The 26217-nt window shown below is 47.6% G+C and carries 24 protein-coding genes; 11 read left to right on the top strand and 13 right to left on the bottom strand.

The features are described 5' to 3' along the window. Positions 1-55: 55 nt before the first annotated feature. From ACETK5_RS13180 to ACETK5_RS13165, 4 genes are all read right to left on the bottom strand, one after another. Positions 56-880, bottom strand: a complete 825-nt coding sequence (locus ACETK5_RS13180; RefSeq protein WP_394056086.1) for a DJ-1/PfpI family protein — start codon at positions 878-880, stop codon at positions 56-58. A 2-nt stretch (positions 881-882) separates the two neighbouring features. Then, positions 883-1515 carry a DUF2306 domain-containing protein gene (locus tag ACETK5_RS13175; RefSeq protein WP_394056084.1) on the bottom strand — a complete coding sequence of 211 codons (633 nt, stop codon included), beginning with the start codon at positions 1513-1515 and terminating at the stop codon, positions 883-885. Positions 1516-1627: 112 nt separating this feature from the next. Continuing rightward, positions 1628-2668: a DJ-1/PfpI family protein gene (locus tag ACETK5_RS13170; RefSeq protein ID WP_394056082.1), complete on the bottom strand. Its 1041-nt coding sequence runs from the start codon at positions 2666-2668 to the stop codon at positions 1628-1630. Between the two features lie 20 nt (positions 2669-2688). Then, complete coding sequence (locus ACETK5_RS13165) at positions 2689-2907, bottom strand: SHOCT domain-containing protein (RefSeq protein WP_394056080.1); 219 nt, start codon at positions 2905-2907, stop codon at positions 2689-2691. A 206-nt stretch (positions 2908-3113) separates the two neighbouring features. Between ACETK5_RS13165 and ACETK5_RS13160 the strand changes: the two genes are divergently transcribed. Together ACETK5_RS13160 and ACETK5_RS13155 are read left to right on the top strand one after the other, a co-directional pair. Continuing rightward, positions 3114-3800 carry a response regulator transcription factor gene (locus ACETK5_RS13160; RefSeq protein WP_394056078.1) on the top strand — a complete coding sequence of 229 codons (687 nt, stop codon included), beginning with the start codon at positions 3114-3116 and terminating at the stop codon, positions 3798-3800. Position 3801: 1 nt separating this feature from the next. Continuing rightward, positions 3802-5157, top strand: coding sequence for a sensor histidine kinase (locus ACETK5_RS13155; protein WP_394056076.1), 1356 nt, complete (start codon positions 3802-3804; stop codon positions 5155-5157). A gap of 85 nt (positions 5158-5242) precedes the next feature. Here the strand turns inward: ACETK5_RS13155 and ACETK5_RS13150 are convergent, their stop codons facing one another. Genes ACETK5_RS13150 through ACETK5_RS13140 form a run of 3 tightly spaced genes read right to left on the bottom strand, consistent with a single transcriptional unit; the run spans position 5243 to position 9219 of the window. Further along, positions 5243-6334, bottom strand: coding sequence for a GerAB/ArcD/ProY family transporter (locus tag ACETK5_RS13150; protein WP_394056074.1), 1092 nt, complete (start codon positions 6332-6334; stop codon positions 5243-5245). A 34-nt stretch (positions 6335-6368) separates the two neighbouring features. Further along, positions 6369-7586, bottom strand: a complete 1218-nt coding sequence (locus ACETK5_RS13145; protein ID WP_394056072.1) for a Ger(x)C family spore germination protein — start codon at positions 7584-7586, stop codon at positions 6369-6371. A 34-nt stretch (positions 7587-7620) separates the two neighbouring features. Continuing rightward, on the bottom strand, positions 7621-9219 hold the full coding sequence (locus tag ACETK5_RS13140) for a spore germination protein (RefSeq protein ID WP_394056070.1): 1599 nt from the start codon (positions 9217-9219) through the stop codon (positions 7621-7623). Between the two features lie 193 nt (positions 9220-9412). Here ACETK5_RS13140 and ACETK5_RS13135 point away from each other — a divergent pair, with 193 nt between their 5' ends. Beyond that, positions 9413-9958 (top strand): glutathione peroxidase, encoded by a 546-nt coding sequence (locus ACETK5_RS13135; RefSeq protein WP_394056068.1) that lies wholly within the window; start codon positions 9413-9415, stop codon positions 9956-9958. A 15-nt stretch (positions 9959-9973) separates the two neighbouring features. On the opposite strand, the gene ACETK5_RS13130 is transcribed toward ACETK5_RS13135, so the two are convergent. Both ACETK5_RS13130 and ACETK5_RS13125 read right to left on the bottom strand, forming a co-directional pair. Then, complete coding sequence (locus ACETK5_RS13130) at positions 9974-10393, bottom strand: DUF5367 family protein (RefSeq protein ID WP_394056066.1); 420 nt, start codon at positions 10391-10393, stop codon at positions 9974-9976. Continuing rightward, positions 10390-10962, bottom strand: a complete 573-nt coding sequence (locus tag ACETK5_RS13125; RefSeq protein ID WP_394056064.1) for a TetR/AcrR family transcriptional regulator — start codon at positions 10960-10962, stop codon at positions 10390-10392. The genes ACETK5_RS13130 and ACETK5_RS13125 overlap by 4 nt, the downstream gene beginning before the upstream one ends. A gap of 189 nt (positions 10963-11151) precedes the next feature. Between ACETK5_RS13125 and ACETK5_RS13120 the strand changes: the two genes are divergently transcribed. Continuing rightward, the gene (locus tag ACETK5_RS13120) at positions 11152-12165 is read left to right on the top strand and encodes a helix-turn-helix transcriptional regulator (protein WP_394056062.1); all 1014 of its coding nucleotides are present in this window, start codon (positions 11152-11154) and stop codon (positions 12163-12165) included. A gap of 131 nt (positions 12166-12296) precedes the next feature. Continuing rightward, entirely contained in the window at positions 12297-13091 is a 795-nt protein-coding gene (locus tag ACETK5_RS13115; RefSeq protein WP_394056060.1) for an SDR family NAD(P)-dependent oxidoreductase, read from the top strand. 104 nt (positions 13092-13195) lie between these two features. On the opposite strand, the gene tatC is transcribed toward ACETK5_RS13115, so the two are convergent. From tatC to ACETK5_RS13100, 3 genes are read right to left on the bottom strand one after another with little or no spacing between them, the layout of a single operon-like run. Then, a complete protein-coding gene (tatC, locus tag ACETK5_RS13110; protein ID WP_100536977.1) occupies positions 13196-13939 on the bottom strand; it encodes a twin-arginine translocase subunit TatC in 744 nt (247 codons plus the stop codon). After that, positions 13936-14121 (bottom strand): twin-arginine translocase TatA/TatE family subunit, encoded by a 186-nt coding sequence (gene tatA, locus ACETK5_RS13105; protein ID WP_100536978.1) that lies wholly within the window; start codon positions 14119-14121, stop codon positions 13936-13938. Before tatA ends, tatC begins: the two co-directional genes overlap by 4 nt. An 18-nt stretch (positions 14122-14139) precedes the next feature. After that, positions 14140-14823: a hypothetical protein gene (locus ACETK5_RS13100; RefSeq protein ID WP_100536979.1), complete on the bottom strand. Its 684-nt coding sequence runs from the start codon at positions 14821-14823 to the stop codon at positions 14140-14142. 125 nt (positions 14824-14948) lie between these two features. Between ACETK5_RS13100 and ACETK5_RS13095 the strand changes: the two genes are divergently transcribed. The 4 genes from ACETK5_RS13095 (at position 14949) to ACETK5_RS13080 (ending at position 18706) form a co-directional block, all read left to right on the top strand. Further along, on the top strand, positions 14949-15710 hold the full coding sequence (locus ACETK5_RS13095; protein WP_100536980.1) for a gluconate 2-dehydrogenase subunit 3 family protein: 762 nt from the start codon (positions 14949-14951) through the stop codon (positions 15708-15710). Positions 15711-15740: 30 nt separating this feature from the next. Next, positions 15741-17453: a GMC family oxidoreductase gene (locus tag ACETK5_RS13090; RefSeq protein WP_100536981.1), complete on the top strand. Its 1713-nt coding sequence runs from the start codon at positions 15741-15743 to the stop codon at positions 17451-17453. A gap of 32 nt (positions 17454-17485) precedes the next feature. Further along, positions 17486-17863: a c-type cytochrome gene (locus ACETK5_RS13085; RefSeq protein WP_100536982.1), complete on the top strand. Its 378-nt coding sequence runs from the start codon at positions 17486-17488 to the stop codon at positions 17861-17863. Between the two features lie 132 nt (positions 17864-17995). Continuing rightward, positions 17996-18706: an alpha/beta hydrolase family protein gene (locus ACETK5_RS13080; RefSeq protein WP_100536983.1), complete on the top strand. Its 711-nt coding sequence runs from the start codon at positions 17996-17998 to the stop codon at positions 18704-18706. Positions 18707-18852: 146 nt separating this feature from the next. Here the strand turns inward: ACETK5_RS13080 and ACETK5_RS13075 are convergent, their stop codons facing one another. After that, positions 18853-19638, bottom strand: coding sequence for a helix-turn-helix domain-containing protein (locus tag ACETK5_RS13075; protein WP_394057426.1), 786 nt, complete (start codon positions 19636-19638; stop codon positions 18853-18855). 285 nt (positions 19639-19923) lie between these two features. Here ACETK5_RS13075 and ACETK5_RS13070 point away from each other — a divergent pair, with 285 nt between their 5' ends. Then, positions 19924-24378, top strand: coding sequence for a glycosyl hydrolase family 8 (locus ACETK5_RS13070; protein WP_394056058.1), 4455 nt, complete (start codon positions 19924-19926; stop codon positions 24376-24378). A 275-nt stretch (positions 24379-24653) separates the two neighbouring features. Then, positions 24654-26006, top strand: coding sequence for an amino acid permease (locus ACETK5_RS13065; protein WP_394056056.1), 1353 nt, complete (start codon positions 24654-24656; stop codon positions 26004-26006). The last annotated feature ends 211 nt before the right edge of the window (positions 26007-26217 follow it).

Here is a 26217-nt window from a genome sequence, read left to right as displayed (position 1 = left end):
AATAAACGGAAGATGGGAGAGAGACGGTTTCACGCCCCCCGATTGCCTCGGCTCCTCACTTGTCGGCTTTTTTCTCCGGTGCAGCCGGGGGTGCTTTTTTAGATGTTTCCTGGCTCGTCTCAAAGCTAATCGGCGTTATGCCTTTTGCCTGCCATACTGTACCTCTACGCTCGTACTCGAATAACTGTTCAATGGCATTCGCAATCTGCGGCCCGACTTCGCGCTCAACCAAATACAAGGCCACATCAAGTCCGGAAGTGACACCTCCGCCAGTCACCAAGCGCGGACCATCTTCCACGATTCTTGCTTCAACCGGAACTGCACCGAGAGCTCCTAGCGCCCCCATGCCGATCTGATTGGTGACTGCATATCTGTCTTTCAACAAGCCATCCATAGCTAGCAGCAATGAACCTCCGCACACGGTAGCCACCGTGACTTCTTTATTATTCATCGCTTGTTTCATCATACTTGTTAAACCAGTATCCTTAGCCTGCCTTAAAATGTTGGGAATAGCGTCTTGGGAATTCCCCGCCGGCTTTCCCGACGCTCCAGGAACCACTATAATTCCGGAACGGTTAGGGTCTAATACGGCTTGCGCTTCGAGGGTAGGCCCATTCAGTCCGCTCGGGACCGAACGTTTACCTTCTGCAGATACCAATTCAACCGTGACTTTTCCACCAGTATACATGCCAGCGGCAGCAAATACTTCATATGGCGCTAATGCGTCCAGCAGATCAAACCCATCGAATAATACGATTTGTACATGTATGCTTTTGTCCTTGGATGGATCTTGCTTCTTAGTGCTTTCCGCGCTTGCTGCGGGGGCTAACAGACTTAGAATGAGCGTGAACGACATGAGTAAGCTAAGTATTTTTTTCATCCTTACATCAATTCCTTTCGATTCGTTCTGATGATCATTTCAGGAATAACTAGCAGCAGCGCAATCGAACCGTAAACGCCGATGGTGTAGCTGGTAGCGTAAACGTACCCAAACCCCTGATGAAAAAGGGAAGTAATGAGATGAATCAACATGTTCGTGAAGCAAAAGGCGTAACTACGAATCATCCAGTTGCGATGACGATTGATCCGTTTCCTCTTGATCTGGACGAGCGCCGTAATGGTGATAACCAGCCAGATCATATTCAGCAGATTGAATCCCATGCTGCTTATTTTTCCGCCGGTGGCGTAGGGGGCCATATAGCCGGAAGTCAGCACAACTAGCAGTACGGATACGATATATACATAGCCGTTTATGCGATGGAGCCTGAGGCTTTTTTCAAAAGTCCGATTCGAAAAGTTAATCAGCCCCGATGCCATGGCCATACATGCGAATGCAACATGAACGTACATGACATTTAACCAAACCGGGAGATTAAGCTCGCGCTTCAGCCCGGTTTTATGGCTTAAAAACCCCGCAGCACCGGGATCGATCCAGTAGTTTTTAACCAAGGCGTATAGTATAAATAGAATACTGACACAGGCCAGCAGTAGGTATAACGATTTCCGTTTCTTCATCCGTTCCCAACTCCCGAAGCGCCATATTTGATACATTCCATTCCTGAAAAAAACTCGATCGATGTACATTCATGGAAGCCAGACCGCGTGTAGGCCGCGGTTTTTCATAGGATTAGAAAACCCGTTTTCCTGTTAATTTGGATGCAGGCAGGAGGCCGGCTTTGGCCATACCGATCATGTGATCTCCATCGACGACAACTTCAAATTTGAGGTTCAAGCGCATGGGTTTCGTGATTCGCAGCGACCAGGTCAGCTTGTTATCCAGAAGCACGGGGTTTATAAACTCGATGGTTTCATCTCCTTGCGTTGCGGTGCCATGGATCATCTCATGTCTTGTCGCAATGGAGAGCTTGACCTCCAGCTTCCCGACAGGCGTAGCGAGGGTGGTATCCCAATCCCCGTCGAAGACCGATGTCTGTGTGCTATTGCTATGCACGGAGCTGGGCGTGGTTGTCATCGCTGTTTTGTTCACCGCGGTGCTTGGTTCCTCACTCGTCAATGGTTTGTGAACGCTAGGCGCAATCCCTTTATCCTTCCAAACCGTTCCTCTTCGTTCATATTCAAACAACTGCTCTACCGCGTGAGCGATACGAGGCCCAAGTTCACGTTCCACCAGATATAGCGCAACATCGAGTCCTGAAGTCACGCCGCCGCCGGTAACCAGATTGCAATCGTCCACGACGCGAGCCGAGACGGGAATTGCACCGGTTGCACCAAGTAGATCCATGCCCAGGTGATTGGTTACCGCCGGCCTGCCTTCCAAGAGGCCTCCCATGGCAAGCACCAGGGAGCCGCCGCAGACCGTAGCGACGATGATGTCTTTGTGCTGGAGCGCCTGCTTGATCAAATCGGTCAATCCCGTACTCATGGCCCGGCTTAGAATAGCCGGAATCGAATCGGGCCCTTCATCTACGACATCGCCGGATGCGCCAGGTACGAGAATGATGCCCGCACGTTCCGGGTTCAGTCTGCCACTCGCTTCAATCTTCAACCCGTTGATGCCGCTAGGCACGGATCTTGGACCTTCGGCGGTGACCAGTTCTACGCTTAACGCGTTTTCAGCATTCATGGCTGCGGCGCAAAAGACCTCGTAAGGTGCTGTTGCATCCAGAAGGTCGAAGCCGTCAAACAACACGATTTGAACGTTTAGCATTCCATAATTCCTCCTAGTCTCTATTTGATCAGAAGATCTTTCAGCATGCGATATTCCTTCTCATCAATTTCACCTTTGGCCATTCGATTCTTTAGAATCATAGCGATGTCATCCTTTTGATGATCGCTTTTGTAACGTTGACGAATCGCGTATACTCGAACCGCCAGGAAAGCAAACAACGTGAGACAAAACAAAGCGCCGAAAGGGAAGAACGAGAAAGCGCTATTTTCCAAACCCATATGTAAACCTCCTTTATCGATGACTGCGCCCGACAATCACCCGAAATATGGGCTGTCCGTGTGCGCAAGTAGAAGCATAACAAACGAATATCTCAAACGAAGATGTAGAAAGGTCACAAAAGTATAAACAAACCATCACAATACATAAGCTTGCGTTGGTTCTTGCTAAAAAAATGATAAACTAGGAAAGCAAAGGTGGGATAAACATGAGAGGATCAAAGACGATACTGGTTGTAGACGATGACCAAAGTATTGTTGAGCTATTAAGAGATTTTCTGGAGAATGACAACTTTCAAGTAATGACTGCATGCGATACCGCTCAAGCGTGGGACATATTCAAGCACAACTCCATTCAGTGTATGGTTCTTGACATTATGATGCCGGGACAAAATGGATTTGAGTTTTGCCGCCGGATTCGTGGGGAGAGCGATGTTCCCATCCTCTTTTTGAGTGCTCGCAGCGATGATGTGGATAAAATTCGCGGCCTGACTCTCGGAGGCGATGATTACATCGTCAAAACGGCTTCGCCGGGAGAGATCGTTGCTAGAGTGAAAGCCGTATTGCGGCGTTCCGCTTCCTCGCAGCCAATGGATAGTAGGGTCTTGGATTACGGCCGTATCAAGTTAAACCTGTCCACAAGAGAAGTACTAGTGGATGGAAATAACGTCGTGCTCACACCCAAGGAATATGAGTTGCTTCGATTATTTGCCGAACACCCGAGACATGTTTTCTCCTATGAACAATTACTTGCGAAATTTTGGGATGGGGTGGGGGATAGGCATACGATTCGGGTCCATCTCAGCCGGCTTCGCGAGAAAATCGAAGCCGATCCGAACCAACCGATATTCCTGGTCAACGTATGGGGAGTAGGGTATCGCTTTGAGGGAGGGTAACATGAGGTCACTCCGCATTCGTACGTTTACAATGCTTTGCTTCTTCTTTATCCTCTTATTGCCTTGGATCTTCTTTGTTGCCGCACACTTTATGGAAACCAAGACGCTCAGCTTCGAAAAAGGTCGGCTGCAAAACGAAACGCTGCAACGAAATATATCGGAAATAACTCAGCGAATTGAAACGGACACAGACCAATGGTCGGATCCGAACTGGCAAAACCAATTGTATACAGCGCTGCGCGAAGCGAAGATGGATGTTCTCATTCAATCCGCAGCAGATCAGGAAATTTATCGTTCCAATCCGGAACGACGAGGAACTACGTTATCGACCGAGCGGTTCTCTGTCATAGAGGACGGCCAATTGCTGGGAAGGGTTATTCTGTATTTGCCTCAAACCAATCAAGTTCAAGTCATGTCGGCTTTTATCGGGCTCCTGCTTGCGATCTTTGTTGTCGGAATGGAAATGAGAAGATTCGTTCTTAAACCACTCGAGAAGATGGGAATCGCAGCTAGACAAATTGCAACAGGGGATTGGGATGTTCGGTTACCTATGTCCAGGGTCACCGAAATCGCTGAAGTCCGCGACGGATTCGATGTTATGGTGAAGGGACTGGAGCAGTCCTATCGGAAACAGGCCGAATTGGAGGAGGAACGCCGATTCGTCATTGCTGCTGTTGCGCATGATTTACGGACACCGTTGTTCGCTTTGCGTGGCTATTTGGATGGACTCGAGCAAGGGATCGCACAATCCCCGGAGAAAATGGCCCAATATGTGGCGGTTTGCAAGGATAAATCGGCACAATTGGATCGTTTGGTAGAGGACCTTTTCACCTTCACAAAAATGGAGTATGTGGAGTCGGAACTGAACCATAAAACGGTTGAATTTAACCAGGTAATTCGGAATTCAAGGAACAGTCTAAGTCCGCTGGCTCGGCAAAAAGGCATCTCGATTTCATTCCATGTAACAGATGGCTGCACTATCAATGGAGATATGCATTTATTAGAACGTGCCATGAACAATCTTTTGGATAATGCTGTCAGACACACGCCAGCAGGTGGTGAAATCCAAGTCCATTGTAACAAGGATGGCAATAAGGTTAAGTTTACGATACGCGATACCGGGCAGGGCTTCTCTCCGGAAGAACTTGAGCGCGTATTCGAACCTCTATATCGGGGGGAAGCATCCAGAAGTCGTTCAACCGGTGGCAGCGGATTAGGCTTAACCATTTCACGAAGAATTGTTAGGCAGCACGGAGGCGAACTTGCTGCAGGCAATCATCCGGAAGGAGGAGCACTGCTTGAAGGATGGTTACCTGCAGCAGCATCTGAGCAGATGGGTGGTGTGGATGTTCTTTAGTACACACGATTTGTTACACGCTAAAAAAAGCCGCGACAACGAGGCTTTTTGGTTTGCATGAAAGTGTCGTTGTGGACAATGCTGATCACCCGGGCTTGGATGAACGAGATCCTTTGACTAGAATAATCAACGCTAGAATCAGCGGTATCCAGATCTGAAAAATAGGAAAATGATATTTCAAATTTTGATTAAATCCGATCCAGATATGATATATAAAGTTGGGGGAAAGAAACGAAATGGTATAAATGAAGGCACCCACGATCACTGTTAATTTTTTATGGCTCACTTTGATTAAACTCGAAAGACCAAGCACGGCTCCAAGGTAGAATGCCGTCATTTTAACGAAAATTCCAATATAAATCAGCATGATAATCAAAGGATCCAAACGTTCAAGGAAATTGGCGATTTGGATGAGACGGACAGAACGAAGCAGCGGAAAAGTCGAAATACTTGTAATCGAAGGGTCCAGAATAGCAAGGTTTAAAATGTTGAATAGCAATAAAAAGATGCCGACGAAAATATAAGCAGAAACAGATGCTTTGGACAGCGTTTTCTTGTCGTCGAGATGACTCCAAAACATGAGAAATACCACGATTTGTCCAAAGGGAAAGCTAATCACCTCTGGTAAGGAAGCACGCAACACCGGCAGAATGCCACTCTCTAATATGGGCATAAGACGCTCAAGATGAATGATGTTCGAGCCGATGAACATGATGATGATGAGGATATAGCCTATTAGAGTGAAAGGAAGCATGAATTCGACGACACGAAAGAAAACCTCAATGCCTTTTGATACCGCGTAGCCGGACAGCACGATCATCAAAAGAATAAGGATGTACAGCGGCGTACTGGGGAGAAAGGAGATATTGATAATGTCCGAGAACTCCCGGGTATTCCTCATGGATTCATACGAAAAATAAACGATGTAGGCTACAGTAATGAATGAGCCTAGATACTTGCCCAAGTGTTGATTCAATATTCGGGGGAGACTAAGATCCGAATTTCTGTTTTGAATATATAGATAGACATATAGCAACAATGATCCCGCGATCATACCAGCCAGCATGACAAGCCATGCATCTTGCTTAGCTTCGATCCCCAGTTCATACAACGGGGTACTGCCAATCATAAACAAGATGGTCATGGCAATGATTTGGTATTTACCGATTTTCTCCATGTTGAACCTCCTTATTCATGGGATCGAATGCCGGTTAATTCTTCGGTTCAATCAAATTTGAGAATGGTTTATTGATCATATTCGTGTGCTCAATGGTCACATTGATGTTCAGGTTAAGTTCCAGTTCCTGAAGCGGTTGTTCGGACGTTGATAATCGTCTGCTTACTGAAGGGTACCTTCTATGAATCATATCCATGAAGCCTACCGGATCGCTATTCAATTCCTGCATCCTCTTCCAAGCTGTCCCTATCTCGTCCTTGATTTGTTCGGTAATCGTCTCCTCAAGTTTCGTTATGACATCCGGCTTTGTTAAATCCATCGTACAGCTGGTTTCATCAAGGGCACCTTTCGTTTCAATGTGTACCCGCATATTTATAGATCCGTTTACCATGACTGGCTCCACCTGGGTCGATGAATGGACTACCCGATAGCTCGATAGTTGAGTATTTTCTCGATCACTGCAAGGAAAAACAATGATCAAGTTTTTGACGCTGTTCGACAGCCAAGCAACCCCTCTGCTTTCTTCCCGCTTCATCCATCCAACCAGCTTGTCCCCTCGAAAGACCCCCAGATCCCCAAGTTTGATTACCGCTTTATTCCGGGTTGACTTGAGGGCATCCAGGGTGGATTGTTCCTCTTGATCGCCGGAAACCTTTAGCTCTGGAACGACGGCACTTCGGTAAGGATTTGCGATCATCGATGCAAAATCGATCAATTTAATATTTTTAACCTGGGACAGATTCTCTTGACCTTGCGTAATGACTCGTTGAATCGCGTTTCCCGTTATTTTCTCTAATGGAATTAGTACTTCTAATAGATTTGAGGCTTTGCCCTTGGTCAGGAGAACAGACATCGTTTCCCTGCTTTCCAAGGGCCGGAGGAAAAAATCAAGAATTTGCCGTACTCCTTCCTTCCGCGCGACCTGCTCATTCAATATCAAAATGGAGTTATGGGCAAAAAAGAGCGTTCGAGGTGCTTCTAAATTGGCATTCTGCATGGCTTCACGAATCGTCTTACCCCTCGTCGAAAAGATGGTGATCGGAGATTGGCTGCCGCCGGCTCCACCGCCTGTCTGGGTAGCAATGGACTGCGGGATGACGACTTGGAAGGAAATGACCCATTCGTCATTGCTTCGGTCAATGGATGTCGCAGATACAATGCTGAGCGAGTTAAGCTCCCGGCTATCCCAGCAACCGTTTAGCAATAACGGGAGGATCAAGGTGAGAATCAGGAGATTAAGTTTACGGTTCATCTAATTCTTCACCTCCTAGTTTACCGGTTGTTGACTACTTCCTGTCTTCGGTAGGCGATGGTCGCGGACTCATTTTTTGACGTTTCCGGTTATTCTGACTGATTAAGGTCGGTCTTGCCAGCATGGCCCACCATGGAACACGAACCAACACGTCTTTTTGGTCTGACGGGATAAATGGAGCGAACGGGGCAAGGTAGGGCAAGCCGAATGAACGTAAACCGCATAAATGAATTAACATCGCGATTAATCCAGCCATAATGCCAAACAGCCCTAATGTCGCTGCCAGTATCATAAAACCAAAACGAAGCAATCTGGCCGAGTTCGATATGCTCACGGACGGGGCCACAAAGCTGGCAATGGCCGTGAATGCAACAATGATCACCATGGCAGCAGATACTAAACCGGCCTGGACTGCCGCCTGTCCCAGCACCAAAGCGCCTACAATGGATATCGCAGAACCCATAGCTCTCGGCATTCGAACGCCGGCTTCCCTTAATACTTCGAATGTAATTTCCATAGCCAGCGCTTCGACAACGGCCGGAAAGGGGATGCCTTCCCGCTGGGCCGCAAGGCTAATCAGCAAAGTTGTTGGCAGCATTTCTTGATGAAACGTTGAGATAGCAATATAAAGTGAAGGAAGAAGCATCGATACAACAAAGGAGATGATGCGTAAGAGACGCAAAAAGGTGGCGATATCGAATTTTTGATAGTAATCCTCACTCGATTGAAAAAGCTTAAAAATGGTGATGGGGGCGAGCAGCGCAAAGGGAGTTCCATCAACCAATATGGCCACTTTCCCTTCCAGAATCGCACCAGCGATCGCATCGGGGCGCTCTGTGTTAGTAATGGTAGGAAAGGGGGTAAACGTATTGTCTTGAATGAATTCTTCGATATAGCCGCTCTCCAGAATACTGTCGGTATCAATTCGGTCTAATCGATTCAGTATTTCTTGTACTACCTTATCATTGGCGATACCATGCAAATACATGACGGAAACATGCGTTTGGGTGACCCGGCCAATCTTTCGATCTACAATCCAGAGATTCGGGCTTTTAATCTTCCGACGGATTAAAGCCGTATTGGTGCGGATATTTTCCGTGAACCCTTCCTTTGGACCGCGAACCACGGTTTGAGATTGGGGCTCCTCTACGCCCCGCTCTTCGCCTCCTGTAGAGCTTGCCATAATGCCGTGGCATGATCCGTCTATGAGAATGACGGTATTGCCTTCAAGCACGGCGGAGATGAGTTGACCCAGATCATTCAAATCGCTAATGCTGCCGATGGATAAGAAGCGGTTTTTGATCATAGAGAGGATCTCAGTTGGGTCGGATGTGTGCAGCTTTTCATGGTAGTCTTTTGGTGTTAAAGATTGCATGATCGAGTTATTAATCGTAAGCGTATCAACCAGCCCATCGATATAAATGACCGCAATGGTATGGTCGCTTCCGAAACTATGTTGTAACGTACGAATAATGATATCTCGGCTGTTACCGGTCTGCTCCCTGAGCTTATGCAAATTCTGGTCCAAGCGATCAGAGAGGGGAGAAGGGGACGGCATTTGATTCGTTTGATGATTTTGTTGAGATCGATCTGGTTTGGATTTTGTTTGCTTTGATTTTTTGAACAATGGCATGTGATCAGCTCGCTTTAACAATGATTCATACGATCTAATCGTTCCCTAATTCTGGTTTAATATTCGGTTGGTTTGAGCACCTAGCGCATTGATTTATTGTGTATATCTATAAGCGTTATTCAAACTATATATTGGACCTATAACCGCCTTAATTCTATGATCTTTGTATAAAAAGCAAGAAGGAGTGTGACCGATGTCCATTTATCAATTTCAAGCCAAGTCCATTCTCGGCCAACCCGTAGAATTATCAACCTACCGCGGCAAGGTTCTTCTTATCGTTAATACTGCCAGCAGATGCGGCTATTCCCGTCAATTTGCTGATCTTGAGCAGCTTTATGAGTTTCACCGTGAACAGGGCTTTGAAGTACTCGGTTTTCCGTGCAACCAATTCAATGAAAAAGAGCCTGGGAGCAACGCGGAGATTCAACAATATTGCGAGGGGCAATATGGAGTGACGTTTCCTTTGTTTGAAAAAGTCGAGGTTCGCGGACCGTCGGCTCACCCGTTGTTTCCATATCTTACGCATCGAGCGCCTTTTCAAGGCTTCGACACACAAACCTCGAGCGGGCGCTGGATGCAGGATTTCCTGCTGGATAAATACCCGGATATATACGCCGGTGACGAAATCAAGTGGAATTTCACAAAATTTTTGATCGACCGTAACGGTAACGTAGCGGGGCGATATGAAACTGTGACGGATCCGCTAGAGATCGAGCCGACTATCGTATCGCTTCTCTGAAGAAGTTCATTTCCTTCATGAATGGCGCCGAGGAGCCATCCTTATAGGTGGTCTCAGCCCTACCAGAAATATCAAGCTGTATGCCCAGAATAGCCAGGCAGCCAGAACGTGGATGCTCTGCTCTGAAATAACCGGGAATACGACAGAGTGGAAGAGTAGCGACAGAATGTCCAGCAGCATGCCAGGCAAAGCGATGTAGACGGAAAGACGAGGGCGATCTGAATTCGGAATATCGAGATAGGAGAACAAAGGAGCGATACATCCATAAATCAAGGGGATCGCGATTAGAAAGCTGACGGCGGTTCTCATGGGATGCCTGACATCAATCAACCAATCACCCCAGAAATGAAAGATAACTGTCGCTGCCAGCCAAAGGACGAAACCCCATGCCAGAAAAAATCCATGACGCTGCCTGTTTATAGGAATGCTGTTCATTTCTTCACCTCGCTGGACATGAAGTCAAAAAACAGTTGTAATGCATGAAAGATATCGTCTTTTGGAAATTCTTCATTAAGCAAAGCTTGCACGGCCAGCCCATCCATTAATGCGTTCATTAAAATGCCCCAGTGCTCCATGGACATTTCCTCTATTGGTGATTCACCCCACCGAGCAGTAAGAATTTGAGTCAGGTATTTGTTTTCTTCTTGAATCATGGCGCCCATTCGGCTGCGATTCTCTTGGATCTGAAAGCTTGCAGCTAATGACGAAAAAAATAATCGGTGATAAACAGAATGATAATCGCATCTTTCCTTGGCTTCTTGTATGGCTTCTTCAATTGATCGATTGTTTTGCTCCAGCGAAACCCATGAAGCATTACATAGACTCTCAACAAGTTCGATTATTAATTGCTCTTTCGTTCGAAAATGATAATAGACCGTTCCCTGGCTGACATTAGCCTGATCGGCCACTGCTTTCAAAGTTAATTTATCCATACCTTTTTCTGAAACACACTTTTGGGCAGCCTCGAGAAGCTCTTGTTTGCTAATTACATTTGGTTTCGCCATGAACGTTTCACCTTCCTATAAAGTAAGTTATTCAAACAACTAACTCTAATGTAAAAAAATAAACTTCATTTGTCAAACAGATGAAAAAAGGCACAACGATCAATATTGTCAGCAATATTCATGGTTTTGATGTATAATAACGTCTCATATTAACAATTACAATTCATAGTAGCTAAAGGAGCCCTATATATGAAGTCTTACACCTCTGACCAAATTAAAATCCCGCCGGGATTTTGGGAAGGATTACATCAATTAGGGATTGCCGCCCATGACGTAGCTCGACAAGCACAATTACCGCTTACCATCATTACGGAATCTATAGTTACTACCGCCCAATATTTCGCGATTTGGGAGGCTTATTCCGATCTCATTGGGGACACTGCCCAAGCCATCATCGAACTTGCGACGGTCTTTGAAACGGCGAAGTACCCACCGACCGTCTTAGCGCCTTACCACGCTCGTGACTACCGCGATGCTCTAAACCGGATGGCTCGGTATAAACAACTATGTCCGCCCGAAGGCTTGCTTATCAACGAGGAGGGCGAACGCTGTACCATCGACCTGGAATGGCTGAATCTAGGCGAGCAGCCCGGTCCATCGCTGCTTGTTGGTATCACACTGGCATGTCTTTTGGAGCTTGGACGCCGGGGCACAGGTCAACCTTTGACCGCGCAGTTGGTCGAATTTTCGGAGCCTATGGGCGATCTACAGGCGCTTGAAGCTTATTTTGGCTGTCGGATCCGGACGGGCGCAAAACGTAACCGGTTGACGCTCTTTCGAAGAGATCTGGACCGACCTTTTCTCTCGTACAACGAAGAATTGCTGGAGATTCTGACTCCCGCACTGGACCGATCGCTTGATGAACTTCAGAGTAATCGCTCCATTACCGAGACGGTCAAGTGGATCATCAAACGCTGTCTCACAGCAGGACGCCCTGACATTCAGTCTGTGGCGAAGGAGCTCAATGTGAGCGATCGCACCTTACAGCGCAGGCTAACGGATGAAAACACGAGCTTCAAGCAACTGTTGACACAAGCTAGACATGAACAGGCCATCGAGTACTTGGCAGACCCTTCGCTCGATATCAAAGAAGTTGCCTTTTTGATCGGATATGAGGATCAGAACTCGTTCTACCGTGCCTTCCGTCTTTGGGAAGGAGATACTCCATCGAATTGGCGAACTGAACATTTCAGTACCGGTTAGAGGTTGCAGGTTCCTTGGTATTCACAATTGGCGTGTTGTACAAGTACTTTGGCGTTATATGCTAGTTACTCTTCATTCCTGACAAAGTAATATAATCACTATCCGGATCGCAAAGGAGAATTGATTATTTTATGGATATGGGATTAAACAATAAAACGGCTCTAGTAACTGGGTCATCAAAAGGAATAGGTAAGGCCATTGCCTTTGAACTAGCTAAAGAAGGTGTTCATGTACTCATTAATGGACGAAATCATGAAGAGGTCGAGCAAACCGTGAATGACATCAAGTCCAAGTTCCCGGCGACTTCTCCTCAAAATGCTACCGCCGATATCGTGGATTCGAAGCAAAGAGAAGCACTGTTTGAAAAATATCCCACAGTGGATATTTTAGTTAACAACATGGGGATTTATGAGATTATGCAGTATGAGGATGTGGATGATGAGGTATGGGAGAAATATTTCCGTACGAATGTTCTTGCTGCTAATGGACTAACTAAATTTTACTTGCCTCAGATGTTGAAGCGTGATGATGGGCGCATTATTTTTATAGCAAGCGAAGAAGCCGTTATGCCATCCGGACAAATGCCTCAGTACTGCATGACAAAATCAATGCTGTTATCCTTGTCAAAGAGTTTGTCCAAATTAACCATTGGAACGGAAGTAACGGTCAATACGATCATGCCAGGACCCACCCTCTCTGAGAATGTGTACGGAATCATTGAAGGGATGTACCCTGATAAAGATATGACTTTTGCTGAAAAAGAAAAAGAATTTATGGTTACGAATCTGCCTCAATCCGAAATACAGCGATTTATCAAGCCTAACGAAATAGGTAGGCTGGCTGCATTCCTAAGCAGTCCGTACGCATCCGCGTTTAAAGGTTCTCCAATCCGGATGGATGGGGGAATGGTGCCTACGATTTTCTAACGTTTATTTAAATAGGTCTGCACATAGTTAAAGCTTGGGATCTAAAACAGATCTCCAAGCTTTTTTTAGTATCCGTAAGCAGCGTCCCTGATGTGAACCGGGTTTTATTCGCCTATCAATTCCAGCTTGGTCTGCCTTTTGTGATATACAATGCGAGACAATCCAACGCTAATCTCATATAGAAGGAACAGGGGCACAATAACGAGGATGTCCGACACGATATCCGGCGGTGTAATGGTAACGGCTGCTATCGTCAGCAGCAAATAGGCGATTTTCCGCATTTTAGCTAAGCGGAGCGGGTTCAGAATGCCAATCGAGGTCAAGAACATGATGACAACGGGCATTTCGAACAGCACACCGAACGGTACGGTCATGTGCACCATAAAACGGAAGTATCTCTCGGCGGTATATGCTGTTATGAAATGGTGCGACAGCGAATCCAGGAAGGACAGGACCATGGGATAAATGACAAAGTAGCCAAAGGCCAAGCCCAATAGAAAAAGGGCACCGATTGCGGGGATATACGCCAGTGAAGCACGCCGCTCAATGGTACTCAAGCCGGGTACAACGAATCGCCATACCTGAAATCCGGCAACAGGCATCGTCACCGCAAGAGCTATAACCCCTGCAATCATGAAGTATACCCAAATCACGTCCGTCGGTCCCAGCACTTGAAGCTGACCCTCCACGTCGCGAGTCAGCATTTCATACAGCGGTTCGACATATAGAAAAGCGGCACAAAGGGCTACCAAAAAGGTGCCCAGTGTGATGAGAATCCGCTTGCGGAGCTCTGTTATGTGCTCTATTATATGCTGCTCCTGTTCGTGTCCCTGCTCGTGCGGGGTCATTTCAATTTATCTCCATCCTGGATATCTTCGCTTGAAACCAGTTCACGTGTTGAGTTTTTGAACTCGCTCAGTGTTCGACCGAAGGCACGGCCCAGTTCAGGCAGCTTCGAAGGACCGAAAATAATTAAGGCGATCAACAAAATGAGGATCAGCCCTGTCACGCCGATGTTTCCTAAAGGCATATGATCAACTCCTTTACCCTATTTTGTATCCGAAGCCATCCGAAGCAGTTCTGAAATATCTCTGGCTATCGACTCGTCGCGCGGTGCATCATGCAGCTTCGAGGCAATTCGGTCGATCAGCGCAGGAGCTTGCGGATTCGTTACCGTTAGAATTTGCACTTCTTCATTAAACATGCTCTTCACTTGCTCTTTGGCTTGCGACATATTATCGTTGTCCGCAATCTTTGCCCCGCTTACGCCTTCATCCGGCTCGCCTTTGCCTGACATTCCTTCTGTCTGACTTAACACCTTTTGCTGCATGTTGTCATAGTGGTTGGACGAAACCTGTGATTCTGCGCGTGCCAGAACAATCGTGTCATTAAGGACAAAAGCTTTCACCCCATCAATGCCTAGACCTGCAAGTCTTGACTGTACATGGGAAGAGACACCGCCCTCATGCAGGCTGGATGAACCGATCATGCTGTACACGGACATACCCATACCGCTTGTGGTATTGCCATGGACATTGGTCGTTTCGGTTTTCGGCCCATGATAGCTTGGGATGACATCGGTACTGTGCAAGTGCACGGCATCGGCATTACGCTGCTCCATGGATTGTGCATTTTGTTGATTGTCGTCGGTTTGATTTAAGCAGGCTGTTAAAGAAAGAAGCAGTGCCGAGCCCAAAATCGGGCCTTTCCACCTGCTCCACAATTGATTCATGAGCATTCGCCTCCATATCGGTTAGTAATTTTATCATGCCCGGATGGAGAATAATGTATGAATGAAATTTTGATGGGGACAATACCCATTATTCAAAAATGAAGAAGAGTAGGGGTGCAGAGAGTTTGAGCGAACAAGACGAACAACAAACCAAACCATCGAAGCCTGGCAGCTCGCAGACCATGTCACGGCGGAAGTTTCTGAGAAACTCCGGTTATGCCGTGGGAGGGGTCGTGCTGGGCGGTGTGCTCGGTTATCTGCTGCCGAAGCGGGAAACCCCGCCTGCAGCGCCGGCGCCTGAGCAGAATGAAAACAACTACAACCAAGCCTTAATGTTTTTTAACCAGGAACAATACAGGATCACGGAAGCAGCCGTAGAGCGCATTTTTCCTGCGGATGAGAATGGTCCGGGCGCCAAAGAGCTGGGTGCGGCATTCTTCATCGACCATCAGTTGGCCGGTGATTGGGGCTTCAATGCAAGAGATTATATGCAGCCCCCTTTCTATGTTGGAGAGAAAACGCAAGGCTATCAGGGTCGATTAAGACGACGTGAGATATTCTATATTGGTCTCCGCGAGATTCAGAACTACAGCCAAAAAAAGTATCAAAAAGATTTCCCGAGCCTGGCGCCAGAGGAACAGGATGCCGTGTTAACTGCCTTTCAGAACGATGAGGTCAAATTGACAACGATCTCAGCCAGCGGGTTCTTTAACCTGCTGCGCAGCAGCACATTGGAAGGGGTATACAGTGATCCGCTGTACGGCGGCAATAAAAACATGCAGGGCTGGGTCATGCGTCAATATCCGGGTAACCAAATGGCTTATACCAACATCATTGATAAAGATTTCACCGTGATCCCGCCGAAGAGCTTAAAGGATCACCTATAACCGCTCATATATAGCGAAAGGAGTACAGATATGGCCAAAAAATTACCGAAAACGGATGTTGTCATTATCGGCGTCGGCTGGGCTGGCGGGATTATCGCTTCGGAATTGACCAAGAAGGGATTATCCGTTGTCGGATTAGAAAGAGGGAAAGAAAGGGTAACGGAAGACTATTACATGGCTCATGATGAGCTCCGTTACGCGCTTCGGTACGATTTGATGCAGGACCTCTCCAAAGAAACGATTACTTTTCGGAGCACCGAAAAAATACGTGCGCTTCCGATGAGGCAGTATGGTTCGTTCCTGTTAGGGGAGGGGCTCGGAGGGGCCGGCGTGCATTGGAACGGGCAAACGTTCCGTTTCCTGCCCTACGATTTTAAAATCCGGAGCATGACGGAAGAACGATATGGGAAAGATAAAATACCGCCGGAAATGACAATCCAGGACTGGGGTATCACCTACGATCAGCTCGAGCCGTTTTTTGATAAGTTTGAGAAAACGACCGGTATCTCCGGCGAGGAAAATCCCATGGCAGGGAAACGTTCGAATCCTTACCCGACCCCGCCTATGCTCCACACGCCATCTATGAAGATGTTTGCAGAAGCGGCGAAAAATCTGAAGCTCAACCCCTATACGGTGCCTTCAGCCAATCTGTCGGAAAGCTACACGAACCCGGATGGCATTTCCAGAGCGGCCTGCCAGTATTGCGGATACTGCGAGCGCTTTGGCTGCGAATACGGAGCGAAAGCGGACCCTGTCGTTACCGTGATTCCTGTTGCGAAAAAAACCGGGAAATTCGAAATCCGTACCCATTCTTATGTTAGAAGAATTCTGCATAAGGGCGGTAAGGCAACGGGTGTCATGTACACGGACCTAACGACCGGAGAGGAAATCGAACAGCCGGCGGATATCGTAGTATCTACGGGATATGTATTTAACAATACCCGTTTGATGCTCCTCTCGAAAATCGGCAAACCATACGACTCGTCCAGCGGGACGGGTGTGATTGGCAAAAACTATGCCTATCAGGTTATCAAAGGGAACGCCGCCGGATTTTTTGAGGATAAATTCAATTTATTTGCCGGTGCGGGAAGCCTGGGAATGAGCTTGGACGATTTTAACGGCGACAATTTTGATCACTCGGACTTGAAGTTCATTCATGGAGGGAACATTGCCCATACGGTAACCGGACAAAGGCCAATCCAAAACAATCCGGTTCCGGAGGAATCACCGCGTTGGGGAAAAGAGTTTAAGGCGAATTCCTTAAAGTATGCAAACAGCGTGCTGTCCGTGGGCTCTCAAGGTTCTTCTATGCCATTTCGGCATCACTATCTGGATTTGGATCCCACCTATAAGGACGCATTCGGAGACCCGTTGATTCGAATCACGTTTGATTTCGAAGAGCAGGACCGCCAGTTGGCCAGGTATCTGTCCGATCGCTGCGCGGAGATCGTGCAGGAGATGGGAGGCCAGAACATAATGAAACTGAAGGAACTGGGACCTTACGAAATTACGACATACCAATCGACTCATAATACCGGCGGGGTGATTATGGGAGAGAACCCTGGCAATTCGGCCGTCAACAATTACATGCAAATGTGGGATATGGAAAACTTGTTTGTAGTAGGCGCATCCGCTTTCCCACATAATAGCGGTTATAATCCGACCGGAACGGTCGGAGCTCTTGCTTATCGCACCGTGGATGGAATTCTGGAGTACAGCAAAAAGGGCGGGCTATTAGTGTAGCCCGCATTTTACAAAAGGAGGCAGTTTCAGACATGTTCAAAAAAGGGTTACTGTTTGTTATGCTTTTGACAACTTTTGCTTTTGCAGCGGTAGCATGCGGCGGCGGCAATACATCCGAGCCTGCTCCTGCTGAAAACGGGGGACAGGCCCCACAAGAAGGAGCAACCGGCGGAGATGCCGGCAATGCTGAAGCAACGTCGCTCTACAATGCCAACTGCATGGCTTGCCACGCAACAGACTTGGCCGGGGGCGGAAATTTCCCAAGCCTGCAAAACGTAGGGTCCAAGTATGATGCTGGCGAAATTGCGGGTATTATTACGAATGGACGCAATGGAATGCCGGCATTCCAAGGCAAGCTGACGGAAGACGAAATTAATGTGCTGTCCCAATGGCTGGCTGCAAAAAAATAAGGTGAACTAAAAATGAAATATGAGGACCCTCATGCTACAATGCAGATAGGAATTGCGTTGTTATCATGGGGGTTTCTTCATATGATTACAACGTAAGAATGGAACACTTTTTTGGAGGTGGACTGTGAAGTCATGACAGAGGCGTTCGTATCCTCCTATAGCACATGTTCAATAAAGTGCCGAACGGTGGTTTGCTTTTTTGCCGGCATCCTCACCTATCGGAATAATTTTGAAGACGCTGCAAGCGAAATCGCCCTTCGATATCCCGATGCCAAAATAGTGGTGATTTTTCCGTATGGGATGGCAAACGGCATAGCGGGTTCCGCGTTGATCCGTTTACTAGCCCGGCAGCTTACTCAAGTCGGTTATGACGTGGTTCGAGAGTACTCTCGTCGGGTAGTGAACGCAGGGCAGATCCTCCGCAAGCATGCAGCAGATGCAGATCAACTGATCCTGATCGGTCACAGCGCCGGAGGCGTTATTGCTTATAAGGTTGGGCTATATTTGGAGGAGAATTTTGACTTTCGAGGAATCCATGTATTTGCTGTGGGATGCCCAAAGTTTTATTTGAAGGACATTCCATATAACGACCGCTTTACATATATTACGGGCCAGAATCCGGACAGGATCACCCGAATTGGAAGTTGGCGCAAGCCGGGTTCCAGGGTGTACCGCGGAAGGCCGGGGCGCGAGGTTCAACTGGATTTTAATCCGGATCATCAGGGATGGCGGTTTCATGCCTCTTACTTTCTGAAATCGGCCTGGACGGATTCAAACGAAGCGTTCCATACCAATTCAGTAGATCTGGTATCCAAAATCCATGAATTGTACCCCGGAAATTGATAGTTACGTAATAAATATTATGTAAACTAAAAGTGCGTGTAGGTTGTGTCATTTGCTGCCTCATCATGTGAATGGTCAAAGCGGTGAGGAAGAGTTATAGGACAAAGAGCCGAATTCCCTAGAAGGAATTCAGGCTCTTTGTTGCTTTACGGCCGTATATTCGTCTGATGATTTTTACGAAATTTCAGAGGAGAGAGACCGATTATGCTTTTAAACGTGCGGCCGAAATGGGTAGAATTCTCGAAGCCGACGCTTTCGGCGATATCGGAAACCTGCAAATTGGATTCTTTCAACAACTGACATGCTTGCTTGATCCTTACGTTATTCACATACTCGATCAGGGTAAATCCCGTTGATTCCTTGAAGGTTCGACTAAGATGGGAGGGACTTACATGGAATCGGCTGGTGAGTTCCTCTAATGTCAGGCGCTGATCGTAGTGGTGATTGATAAAGTGGGCAATATGGGAGATGCGCTGATGAACCTGGTTGGTTGAGACAGTTATGTATTGACGACCACTGTTTAGAATGCGGTGGATGAACACCAAAAGCTCGGACAGCAGGATTTTGAGATAGAAATTCGACTCTGGGAATCCGTTTGCCGATTCGGCGGCCATCTTCGCAAAAATCCCTTCGACATACCCCTGCTCCTGGCCTTTTAACCGGACGGAACCGGAACCTGCCTGGAATGGGGAGAGGGGATGAAAAGACGAATCCTCGGTTAATAACCCGCCTAAAAATTCCTCTTGAAAGAGCAGCGTTACTCTTTCAAATGGGGCCCCGTTAGGATTGATCAGACGGTGCCCGTCATTCTTGCGAATGAGCAGCATGGAACCGCCCACGAGCTGAAACGGCTGGCTTCCAATACAATAATGCAGTTCGCCCGAGACAATATACAAAATTTCATAAGCGTCGTGATAGTGGAGTGAAGGAATGCTTGACCGGGATTTGCTCTCTCGACTGATATAAAAGGGATCGGAGCAAAAAAAGTTGATGTCATATCACCTCTCACGGAATCCAGCTAGGTCATGATGTCCTCATTGTACCCGAAGCCGTTTGAATTGTTAATCAAAATCACAGCAATATATGTTGAAAATGGCCATTTTTAGATAAGATCCCGCGAGAATCCAGAGAAAACATGGGATATATTCAAGAAGGCGGGATTGAATCGAATCCTCAAGCCAAGCCGTTCATGTTGAACGGGAAAGGGGTTGCAAAGCATGCGAATCAAGAAGAAAAGAGGAAGGAATCCACAGCGGATGGTCTTATTGTTTTTAGCATTATTGTTGATCCCCTGGACATTGCCGGCAAATTCCCATGCCGACTCCGTGACGTCCAAGCCCGAGCTAGCCTCCGATGGACCGGGGAAAGCGGCCGAGGCCTTAATCGCTGAATGGGTTTTCAAGAACAAGGGAGAAGGAGGCATCCATCCTGCAACCGGAGGACAAAACATGTCTTCCTCCATCCTCCAACAGGTCGGAGGATATTTCGAATACTACGACAGCAAAGCCCAAGACATCAGCTATCAGGGCTGGGACAATGGCCAGGGCAAGAAATATTGGTTGGCCATGGTTTCTACTTCAGCCTACAAGAATGTCAAACTATCCTCGGAGCAAAGCTCTTCGGGTTCCGCTCCTAACGATTTCAAAGTACAGGTAAGCACCGACCGAACGGTATGGACGGACGTACCGGGAGGCACTGTACAGATGAATATGGTTTCAAGTTACAATTGTCCGAATCAATCCTGTATACTCCGTAACATCCCCCTGCCGAATGCAGACGATAAGCAAATGCTGTATATCCGTTGGGTGGTTAACTCCAATAAGCCAACCAACCCCAAAGATAATCCGAACGGCATAGGATCGGGAGGTTCCAGTAAAATTCGGAACATTCGCGTAACCGGGGAACCGATATCCGGAACAACGCCTGAACAGCCTACCATCGACTTATCTTATGTACCGGAACAAGGTGCGGAAAAGGTATCCGTGACGACGCCGATTGAGGTGAAGTTCAACAAACCGATCACGTTAACGGCCAAACAGGACATCACGGTTCGGGATGGCCAGAATCAGGCTGTTCCAAGTCTTGCCGTCGAAGTTATAAACCAAACGACCTTACGCATGGGGCATGGAGGTTTAGGTCAAGGGAAAAGCTACAGGGTTACCATTCCCCAAACCGCGGTCCAAGGAAAAGACGGCTCCCCCCTGATTCGAAATATCGAGTGGAGTTTTACGACTGTAGGAACCGTCTCTTCGCCGAAACTCATTAACATGACCTTGAACGGCGATCCAAGGACGAGCATGGCTTTCGCTTGGTACACGGATACGCCGGCCGGAACCAAAGTCCAGGTTGCCGAATCAACGGGGACCGGAAACCTGTTTCCGAAAGAGGGGGTTCTTGAATTCACCGGATCTTCGGAAGAAATTTCGACTTATATGACCAAGAGTGACAGAACGACCGGAAAGAAGAAAACGTTTTTCAGCCATAAAGCAAGCGCGAATGGATTAAAGCCGGGAACCGATTATGTATTCCGGGTAGGCGATGGTTCGATATGGAGCTCTGTTGGATCGTTTAAAACTGATACGGCGACACCGCAGCCTTATCGCTTTATCGTGGGAGCCGACTCTCAGGCCTCGAGCAAATCAGGCTTTGAACCATGGACAGATACCTTTAAGAAAGCCTACGAACATATTGGCAACCCCAAATTTCTGATCAATGCCGGCGATCTGGTCGATAATGGCGACCTGGAAGAGCAGTGGCAGTGGATGCTTGGGCTCGCGCAGGAGCATCTGATGAAAGTGCCATTTGTACCCGTACTAGGCGGACACGAAGTGTCGGATTGGGACGGGGATGCCACGACGCCGAATAACAACTTTTACAACCATTTCAATCTGCCACGGAAAGTGGTGGATGCAACACATGACGGCTCGGTTTATTCTTTTGAATACGGCGATGCGCTTTACATGGTCTACAACTCGCAGTTTGACGGCAAGTTGAACGAAGACGGCTCCGTCGACTGGGATGATGATCAGCACGAACAGTTTTGGAACCAGATTGATTGGATGCGGAACACGGTGGCGAAGACCGACAAGAAATGGAAGTTCGTCACGCTTCACAAAGCGCCTTATGCAGCCGGCGATAATTCGGCTCAATGGGAAGGAGATCGCGTTGAATTTTACAGAAAAAATCTGATTTCTGTTTTTGACGAGCTTGGCATCGATATGGTGTTCGAGGCTCACGATCATATGTACATGCGTTCCTTCCAAATGTATGGGGACAAGGTCATCGATCCGAAAAAACTGGAAAAAGACGAAGCTGGCAACGTCGTCAATCCTCAAGGAACGGTGTATCTGATGTCCAATGCATTTGGAAACAAATTCTATTACAAGAACGAACCGTATGACGATTACTTCGCGGCAATTAACAACCAGCCGAAGAAAAAAATGTTTACGGATGTGTCGGTTTCGGATCAAATTCTGAAATTCGATGCCTATACGGCCGCTATTGAAGATGAAGGAAAGAGCGGATACGGAAAAAATGGGCTGAAGGTATACGATCATTACGGCATCAAACGAACTGACACCAAACCGGATCCGGTGGAGGGAGCTCAGGTTAAACTCCAAGGTACCAAGGCTACGTTGACCTGGAAGACACCTTCTTCCAGCAAAGAGCAGGTAAGAGGATTCCGTATTTACGAAAAGGATGACAAGATCAGCAAGCATTGGAGCCTCTATGTGCCCGTGAAGTCGGGAACGTCGCAGTACAGTGCCGTCATCGACAAATTAAATCCGGATATCCAATATAATCTGGTGATCAAATCTGTTGGCAGAAGAGACAATTCCAGTCCAGTCACGGTAAGCACGTCGGATCATGCCGAGGGGAATGAGCCTCCATCTGCTGTGGATGGTTTGGCGGGCAAAGGCGTGTCTCCTTTCCAAATTGACCTGACCTGGAGAGCGCCTTCCGGCAAGGCACCGGATCGGTATCATATTTACCGCAACGATCGTCATGTTGGAACAACCAAGGAAATAACGTATATCGATACCGGGCTGACGCCCGACACGGAATATCGGTACAAGGTGACGGCCGTCTCCGCGGGAGGAGTCGAATCGCTGCCGTCTGCAGAAATCCGCTTGAAAACGATGCCTTCTTCGCAAGGCACCGGGCCTTACAAGCCGTTCCCGCAGCATACGGCTTACACCGCCGGCTCGATCAAGCCCAATCATCTGCAACAAGCGCAGCTGGATGCGACCGTTGCCCGGCTGTATGATGAATGGAAGCAGAAATACTTGAAAAAGAAGCCGTATCTTCAATCTTCGGAGCCGGATCAGTACTACGTCTGGTATGCCGACGGGGACTGGTTCCAAGAAGAATATGACGAGGAGCTTAAAGTCAAGTATCAACCGATGACCGTTTCGGAAGCGCACGGATACGGGATGCTGATCACCGCACATATGGCGGGCCATGATCCTAAGGCCAAGGCTTATTTTGACGGGTTATATCGTTATTTCAGAGCACATCCGAGCAAGATCAACCCGGACCTTATGGCTTGGAAGCAGGGCGATACAGGTCAGGCCGTCGTGAATGTCGGCGGTGTTGATTCGGCCACGGATGGTGATATGGATATCGCATACGCTTTGCTCCTTGCGGATCGCCAGTGGGGAAGAGATGGTGAGATCAATTACTTGGCCGAAGCCAAAAAAGTAATCGACGCGATCATGAAGAGCGATGTCAATCACGCTGAGTGGACGTTGAAGCTTGCGGATTGGGTGAGCGACAACGATGCTAAATATGGCAGTGCTACGCGTCCTTCCGATTTTATGCTTCAGCATGTGAAAGACTTTAAAAACGCGAGCGGAGACGCCAATTGGGACCGGGTCATCGACAAAACCTATTCCATTAGCGAAGAAGTATACAAAAAGTACAGTCCGAATGCGGGGCTGCTGCCCGACTTTGTGGAGAAGAAAAACGGCAGCTATGCACCGGCAGATCCGGAATTCCTCGAGTCTGAAACAGACGGAGACTTCAGCTATAACTCTTCGCGTATTCCTTGGCGGATCGGCACGGATGCTCTTATGACTGGGGAAACTCGTGCCAAGGAGCAGCTCAATAAAATGACGTCTTGGATTCGCCAAGCGACCGGGGATGATCCAAGCAAAATATATGGAGGATACAAGCTGGACGGGTCCAAAGCACTCGTGGATTATACGGATACATCATTTTCTGCGCCGATGATGGTTAGCGCCATGATAAATCCGGCCAATCAAGCGTGGCTTAACCGATTATGGGACCACAATGCCTCCATCTCCACGAACGATGACGTCTACTTTGGGAATACGCTGCGTCTTCTAAGCATGATTGTCGTTTCGGGTAACTGGTGGTCACCGACCATCGCGGACACCGAAGCGCCGATGCAGCCAACCATCGAAGAAGCGGTAGCCGTATCCGATTCATCCGTGGAACTGAAATGGATTCCATCTATTGATAATACGGGAATTGCGGAGTATAAGGTTTATCGGAATAATAGCGTTATTGGAACGTCGAACACGACGGATTATAAGGATAGCGGCTTGACGCCAAATACAACGTATCAATATTTTATCGTTGCGTACGATATTTCCGGCAACATGTCCAAAATCAGCAATGTCCGAATCGTCTCGACGGGGAAGCAGTGAATGTAATGCGATGATGATTTTACGATGAAGTGCTCTTCCGCATTGATAGCATGGGCTAAGCGGTAATCATAACGAAGGAATAAAGAGCCTGGGACCACCCGGGCTCTTTATTGTCCGCTCCTGATAACAACCTATTTACCGTTTGTTTAAGAATAAGGGGGATTAGAGCTATACCTGCTTCCTTATTTGATTGCGAATTTCTTAAGTTGTTTCCTTAGCCGAAAAGGTTATACTTATCAATAGGTTAATTTGAAAGTCATCAGGAGGATATGTGAATGGCAAAACAAGATGAAGTTTCATTACAGAAGAAATTGAGGCCAAGGCATATCAGCTTTATGGCGATGGGCGGTGTAATCGGCACCGGCATATTTAAAGGAAGTGCGGAGACGATCAGTCTCGCCGGTCCGGGCGTTATTTTCTCTTATATCTTTGCAGGACTGCTTCTTCTGGTCGTTATGGGAGCCATGACGGAAATGGCAACGGTATATCCGGGCCGCAATATGAAAGATTTTGTTCGGGAAGCCTTTGGAAAACGGGTTTCTTTTGTCATGGGCTGGATGTATTGTTTCATGTGGCTGTCAGTATGCGTAATTGAAGTGATTGCGGCAGGCAGCTTTCTGCAATACTGGTTTCCGGAGGTTCCGCTGTGGCTGCTGAGCCTTGCAAGCGCGGCGCTCATTATTTTAATCAATATGATGAGTGTTGGAAGTTTTGGCGAAGTGGAATTCTGGCTTGCCGGGATCAAAATCGCCATGATAATTAGTTTTATTGTATTGGGAAGCTTTCTTATGTTTGGCATTATTCCAAGTTCGGACACCCCGTATCTTCAAAATTTCACCGCTCACGGCGGATTTTTGCCAAATGGGTGGTTCGCCATATTCTCGGCTCTGCTTGTCGTTACCTTTTCGTATGGAGGTTCAGAGCTGATCGGTCTCACATTAACCGAAACCGAAAATGCGGAGAAAATCCTGCCTAAAGTCGTGCGCAACTTTATTTTAAGGGTGATTTTGTTCTTTACACTGCCCATCCTGATCATATGCGGATTGATTCCGTGGAACCAACTGGGAGGAGAGGCAAGTCCTTTCGTTCAGGTGTTATCCGCTACGGGATTGCAGGGCACGGCCCATATTATGAATTTCATATTGGTAACGGCCGTGCTGTCGGCAGCCAACTCCGGCATCTATGGTGCGATGCGCATGATTTATTCCATGGCAGCCGCAGGGGAGGCTCCCCGGAGCCTGGCCAAGACCACGAGCAAAGGCATTCCGCTTAATACGCTGAAACTTTGCGCGATCATTCTTTTGGCGGGCTCCCTGCTGGGACTGATCGCGCAAGACCAGTTGTTTCGGATCTTGATGGCGGTTCCGGGCTTCGTTGTGGTGCTGGTATGGATCTGCATTTGTTTCTCGCAGCTGAAGCTTCGCAAAGCATATCCGATGCAGCCCAGCTTCAAGGTGTGGGGTTTCCCTTATGTGACTGGGATTACTGCGCTTTGCCTTTCGGTAATCACGGTTCTTTTCCTCATAGATGGACAGAATCGGGTCAGCATCAGTGTATGTCTGTCCGTTCTGCTGTTATTGGTTGTCTGGTCCATCATGAAATTCAAGAACGAGAGCAGAAGCGGATAACGGAATGGATGTCGGGCTTCAACTTCATGGTCATCGGACAAGCGGAAATGTGTCATGATCCGGTTGTGAACCGCATGGCTGCGATTAAGAAAACGGAAAGTACGAAAGAGAAGGCGGCAGAGGAATGAATCCTCTGTCGCTTTTTTTATGCGTGGGAACAAGTAAAGAAAGTGAAAGGAATGTAAAAAAGGAGAAATTGATAGCGCTTTCT

Origin of the sequence: Paenibacillus ilasis, from assembly GCF_043195395.1 — a bacterium.
Taxonomy (GTDB): domain Bacteria; phylum Bacillota; class Bacilli; order Paenibacillales; family Paenibacillaceae; genus Paenibacillus_AQ; species Paenibacillus_AQ lautus.
The sequence above is the reverse complement of the archived record's forward strand: the minus strand, read 5'-3'. Positions and strand labels throughout refer to the sequence as shown.

Excerpts from the sequence above, each read along its gene's own strand:
- ACETK5_RS13180 (WP_394056086.1), bottom strand. The coding sequence starts at position 880 with ATGAAAAAAATACTTAGCTTACTCATGTCGTTCACGCTCATTCTAAGT.
- ACETK5_RS13175 (WP_394056084.1), bottom strand. The coding sequence starts at position 1,515 with ATGAAGAAACGGAAATCGTTATACCTACTGCTGGCCTGTGTCAGTATT.
- ACETK5_RS13170 (WP_394056082.1), bottom strand. The coding sequence starts at position 2,668 with ATGCTAAACGTTCAAATCGTGTTGTTTGACGGCTTCGACCTTCTGGAT.
- ACETK5_RS13165 (WP_394056080.1), bottom strand. The coding sequence starts at position 2,907 with ATGGGTTTGGAAAATAGCGCTTTCTCGTTCTTCCCTTTCGGCGCTTTG.
- ACETK5_RS13160 (WP_394056078.1), top strand. The coding sequence starts at position 3,114 with ATGAGAGGATCAAAGACGATACTGGTTGTAGACGATGACCAAAGTATT.
- ACETK5_RS13155 (WP_394056076.1), top strand. The coding sequence starts at position 3,802 with ATGAGGTCACTCCGCATTCGTACGTTTACAATGCTTTGCTTCTTCTTT.
- ACETK5_RS13150 (WP_394056074.1), bottom strand. The coding sequence starts at position 6,334 with ATGGAGAAAATCGGTAAATACCAAATCATTGCCATGACCATCTTGTTT.
- ACETK5_RS13145 (WP_394056072.1), bottom strand. The coding sequence starts at position 7,586 with ATGAACCGTAAACTTAATCTCCTGATTCTCACCTTGATCCTCCCGTTA.
- ACETK5_RS13140 (WP_394056070.1), bottom strand. The coding sequence starts at position 9,219 with ATGCCATTGTTCAAAAAATCAAAGCAAACAAAATCCAAACCAGATCGA.
- ACETK5_RS13135 (WP_394056068.1), top strand. The coding sequence starts at position 9,413 with ATGTCCATTTATCAATTTCAAGCCAAGTCCATTCTCGGCCAACCCGTA.
- ACETK5_RS13130 (WP_394056066.1), bottom strand. The coding sequence starts at position 10,393 with ATGAACAGCATTCCTATAAACAGGCAGCGTCATGGATTTTTTCTGGCA.
- ACETK5_RS13125 (WP_394056064.1), bottom strand. The coding sequence starts at position 10,962 with ATGGCGAAACCAAATGTAATTAGCAAACAAGAGCTTCTCGAGGCTGCC.
- ACETK5_RS13120 (WP_394056062.1), top strand. The coding sequence starts at position 11,152 with ATGAAGTCTTACACCTCTGACCAAATTAAAATCCCGCCGGGATTTTGG.
- ACETK5_RS13115 (WP_394056060.1), top strand. The coding sequence starts at position 12,297 with ATGGATATGGGATTAAACAATAAAACGGCTCTAGTAACTGGGTCATCA.
- tatC (WP_100536977.1), bottom strand. The coding sequence starts at position 13,939 with ATGACCCCGCACGAGCAGGGACACGAACAGGAGCAGCATATAATAGAG.
- tatA (WP_100536978.1), bottom strand. The coding sequence starts at position 14,121 with ATGCCTTTAGGAAACATCGGCGTGACAGGGCTGATCCTCATTTTGTTG.
- ACETK5_RS13100 (WP_100536979.1), bottom strand. The coding sequence starts at position 14,823 with ATGAATCAATTGTGGAGCAGGTGGAAAGGCCCGATTTTGGGCTCGGCA.
- ACETK5_RS13090 (WP_100536981.1), top strand. The coding sequence starts at position 15,741 with ATGGCCAAAAAATTACCGAAAACGGATGTTGTCATTATCGGCGTCGGC.
- ACETK5_RS13085 (WP_100536982.1), top strand. The coding sequence starts at position 17,486 with ATGTTCAAAAAAGGGTTACTGTTTGTTATGCTTTTGACAACTTTTGCT.
- ACETK5_RS13080 (WP_100536983.1), top strand. The coding sequence starts at position 17,996 with ATGACAGAGGCGTTCGTATCCTCCTATAGCACATGTTCAATAAAGTGC.
- ACETK5_RS13070 (WP_394056058.1), top strand. The coding sequence starts at position 19,924 with ATGCGAATCAAGAAGAAAAGAGGAAGGAATCCACAGCGGATGGTCTTA.
- ACETK5_RS13065 (WP_394056056.1), top strand. The coding sequence starts at position 24,654 with ATGGCAAAACAAGATGAAGTTTCATTACAGAAGAAATTGAGGCCAAGG.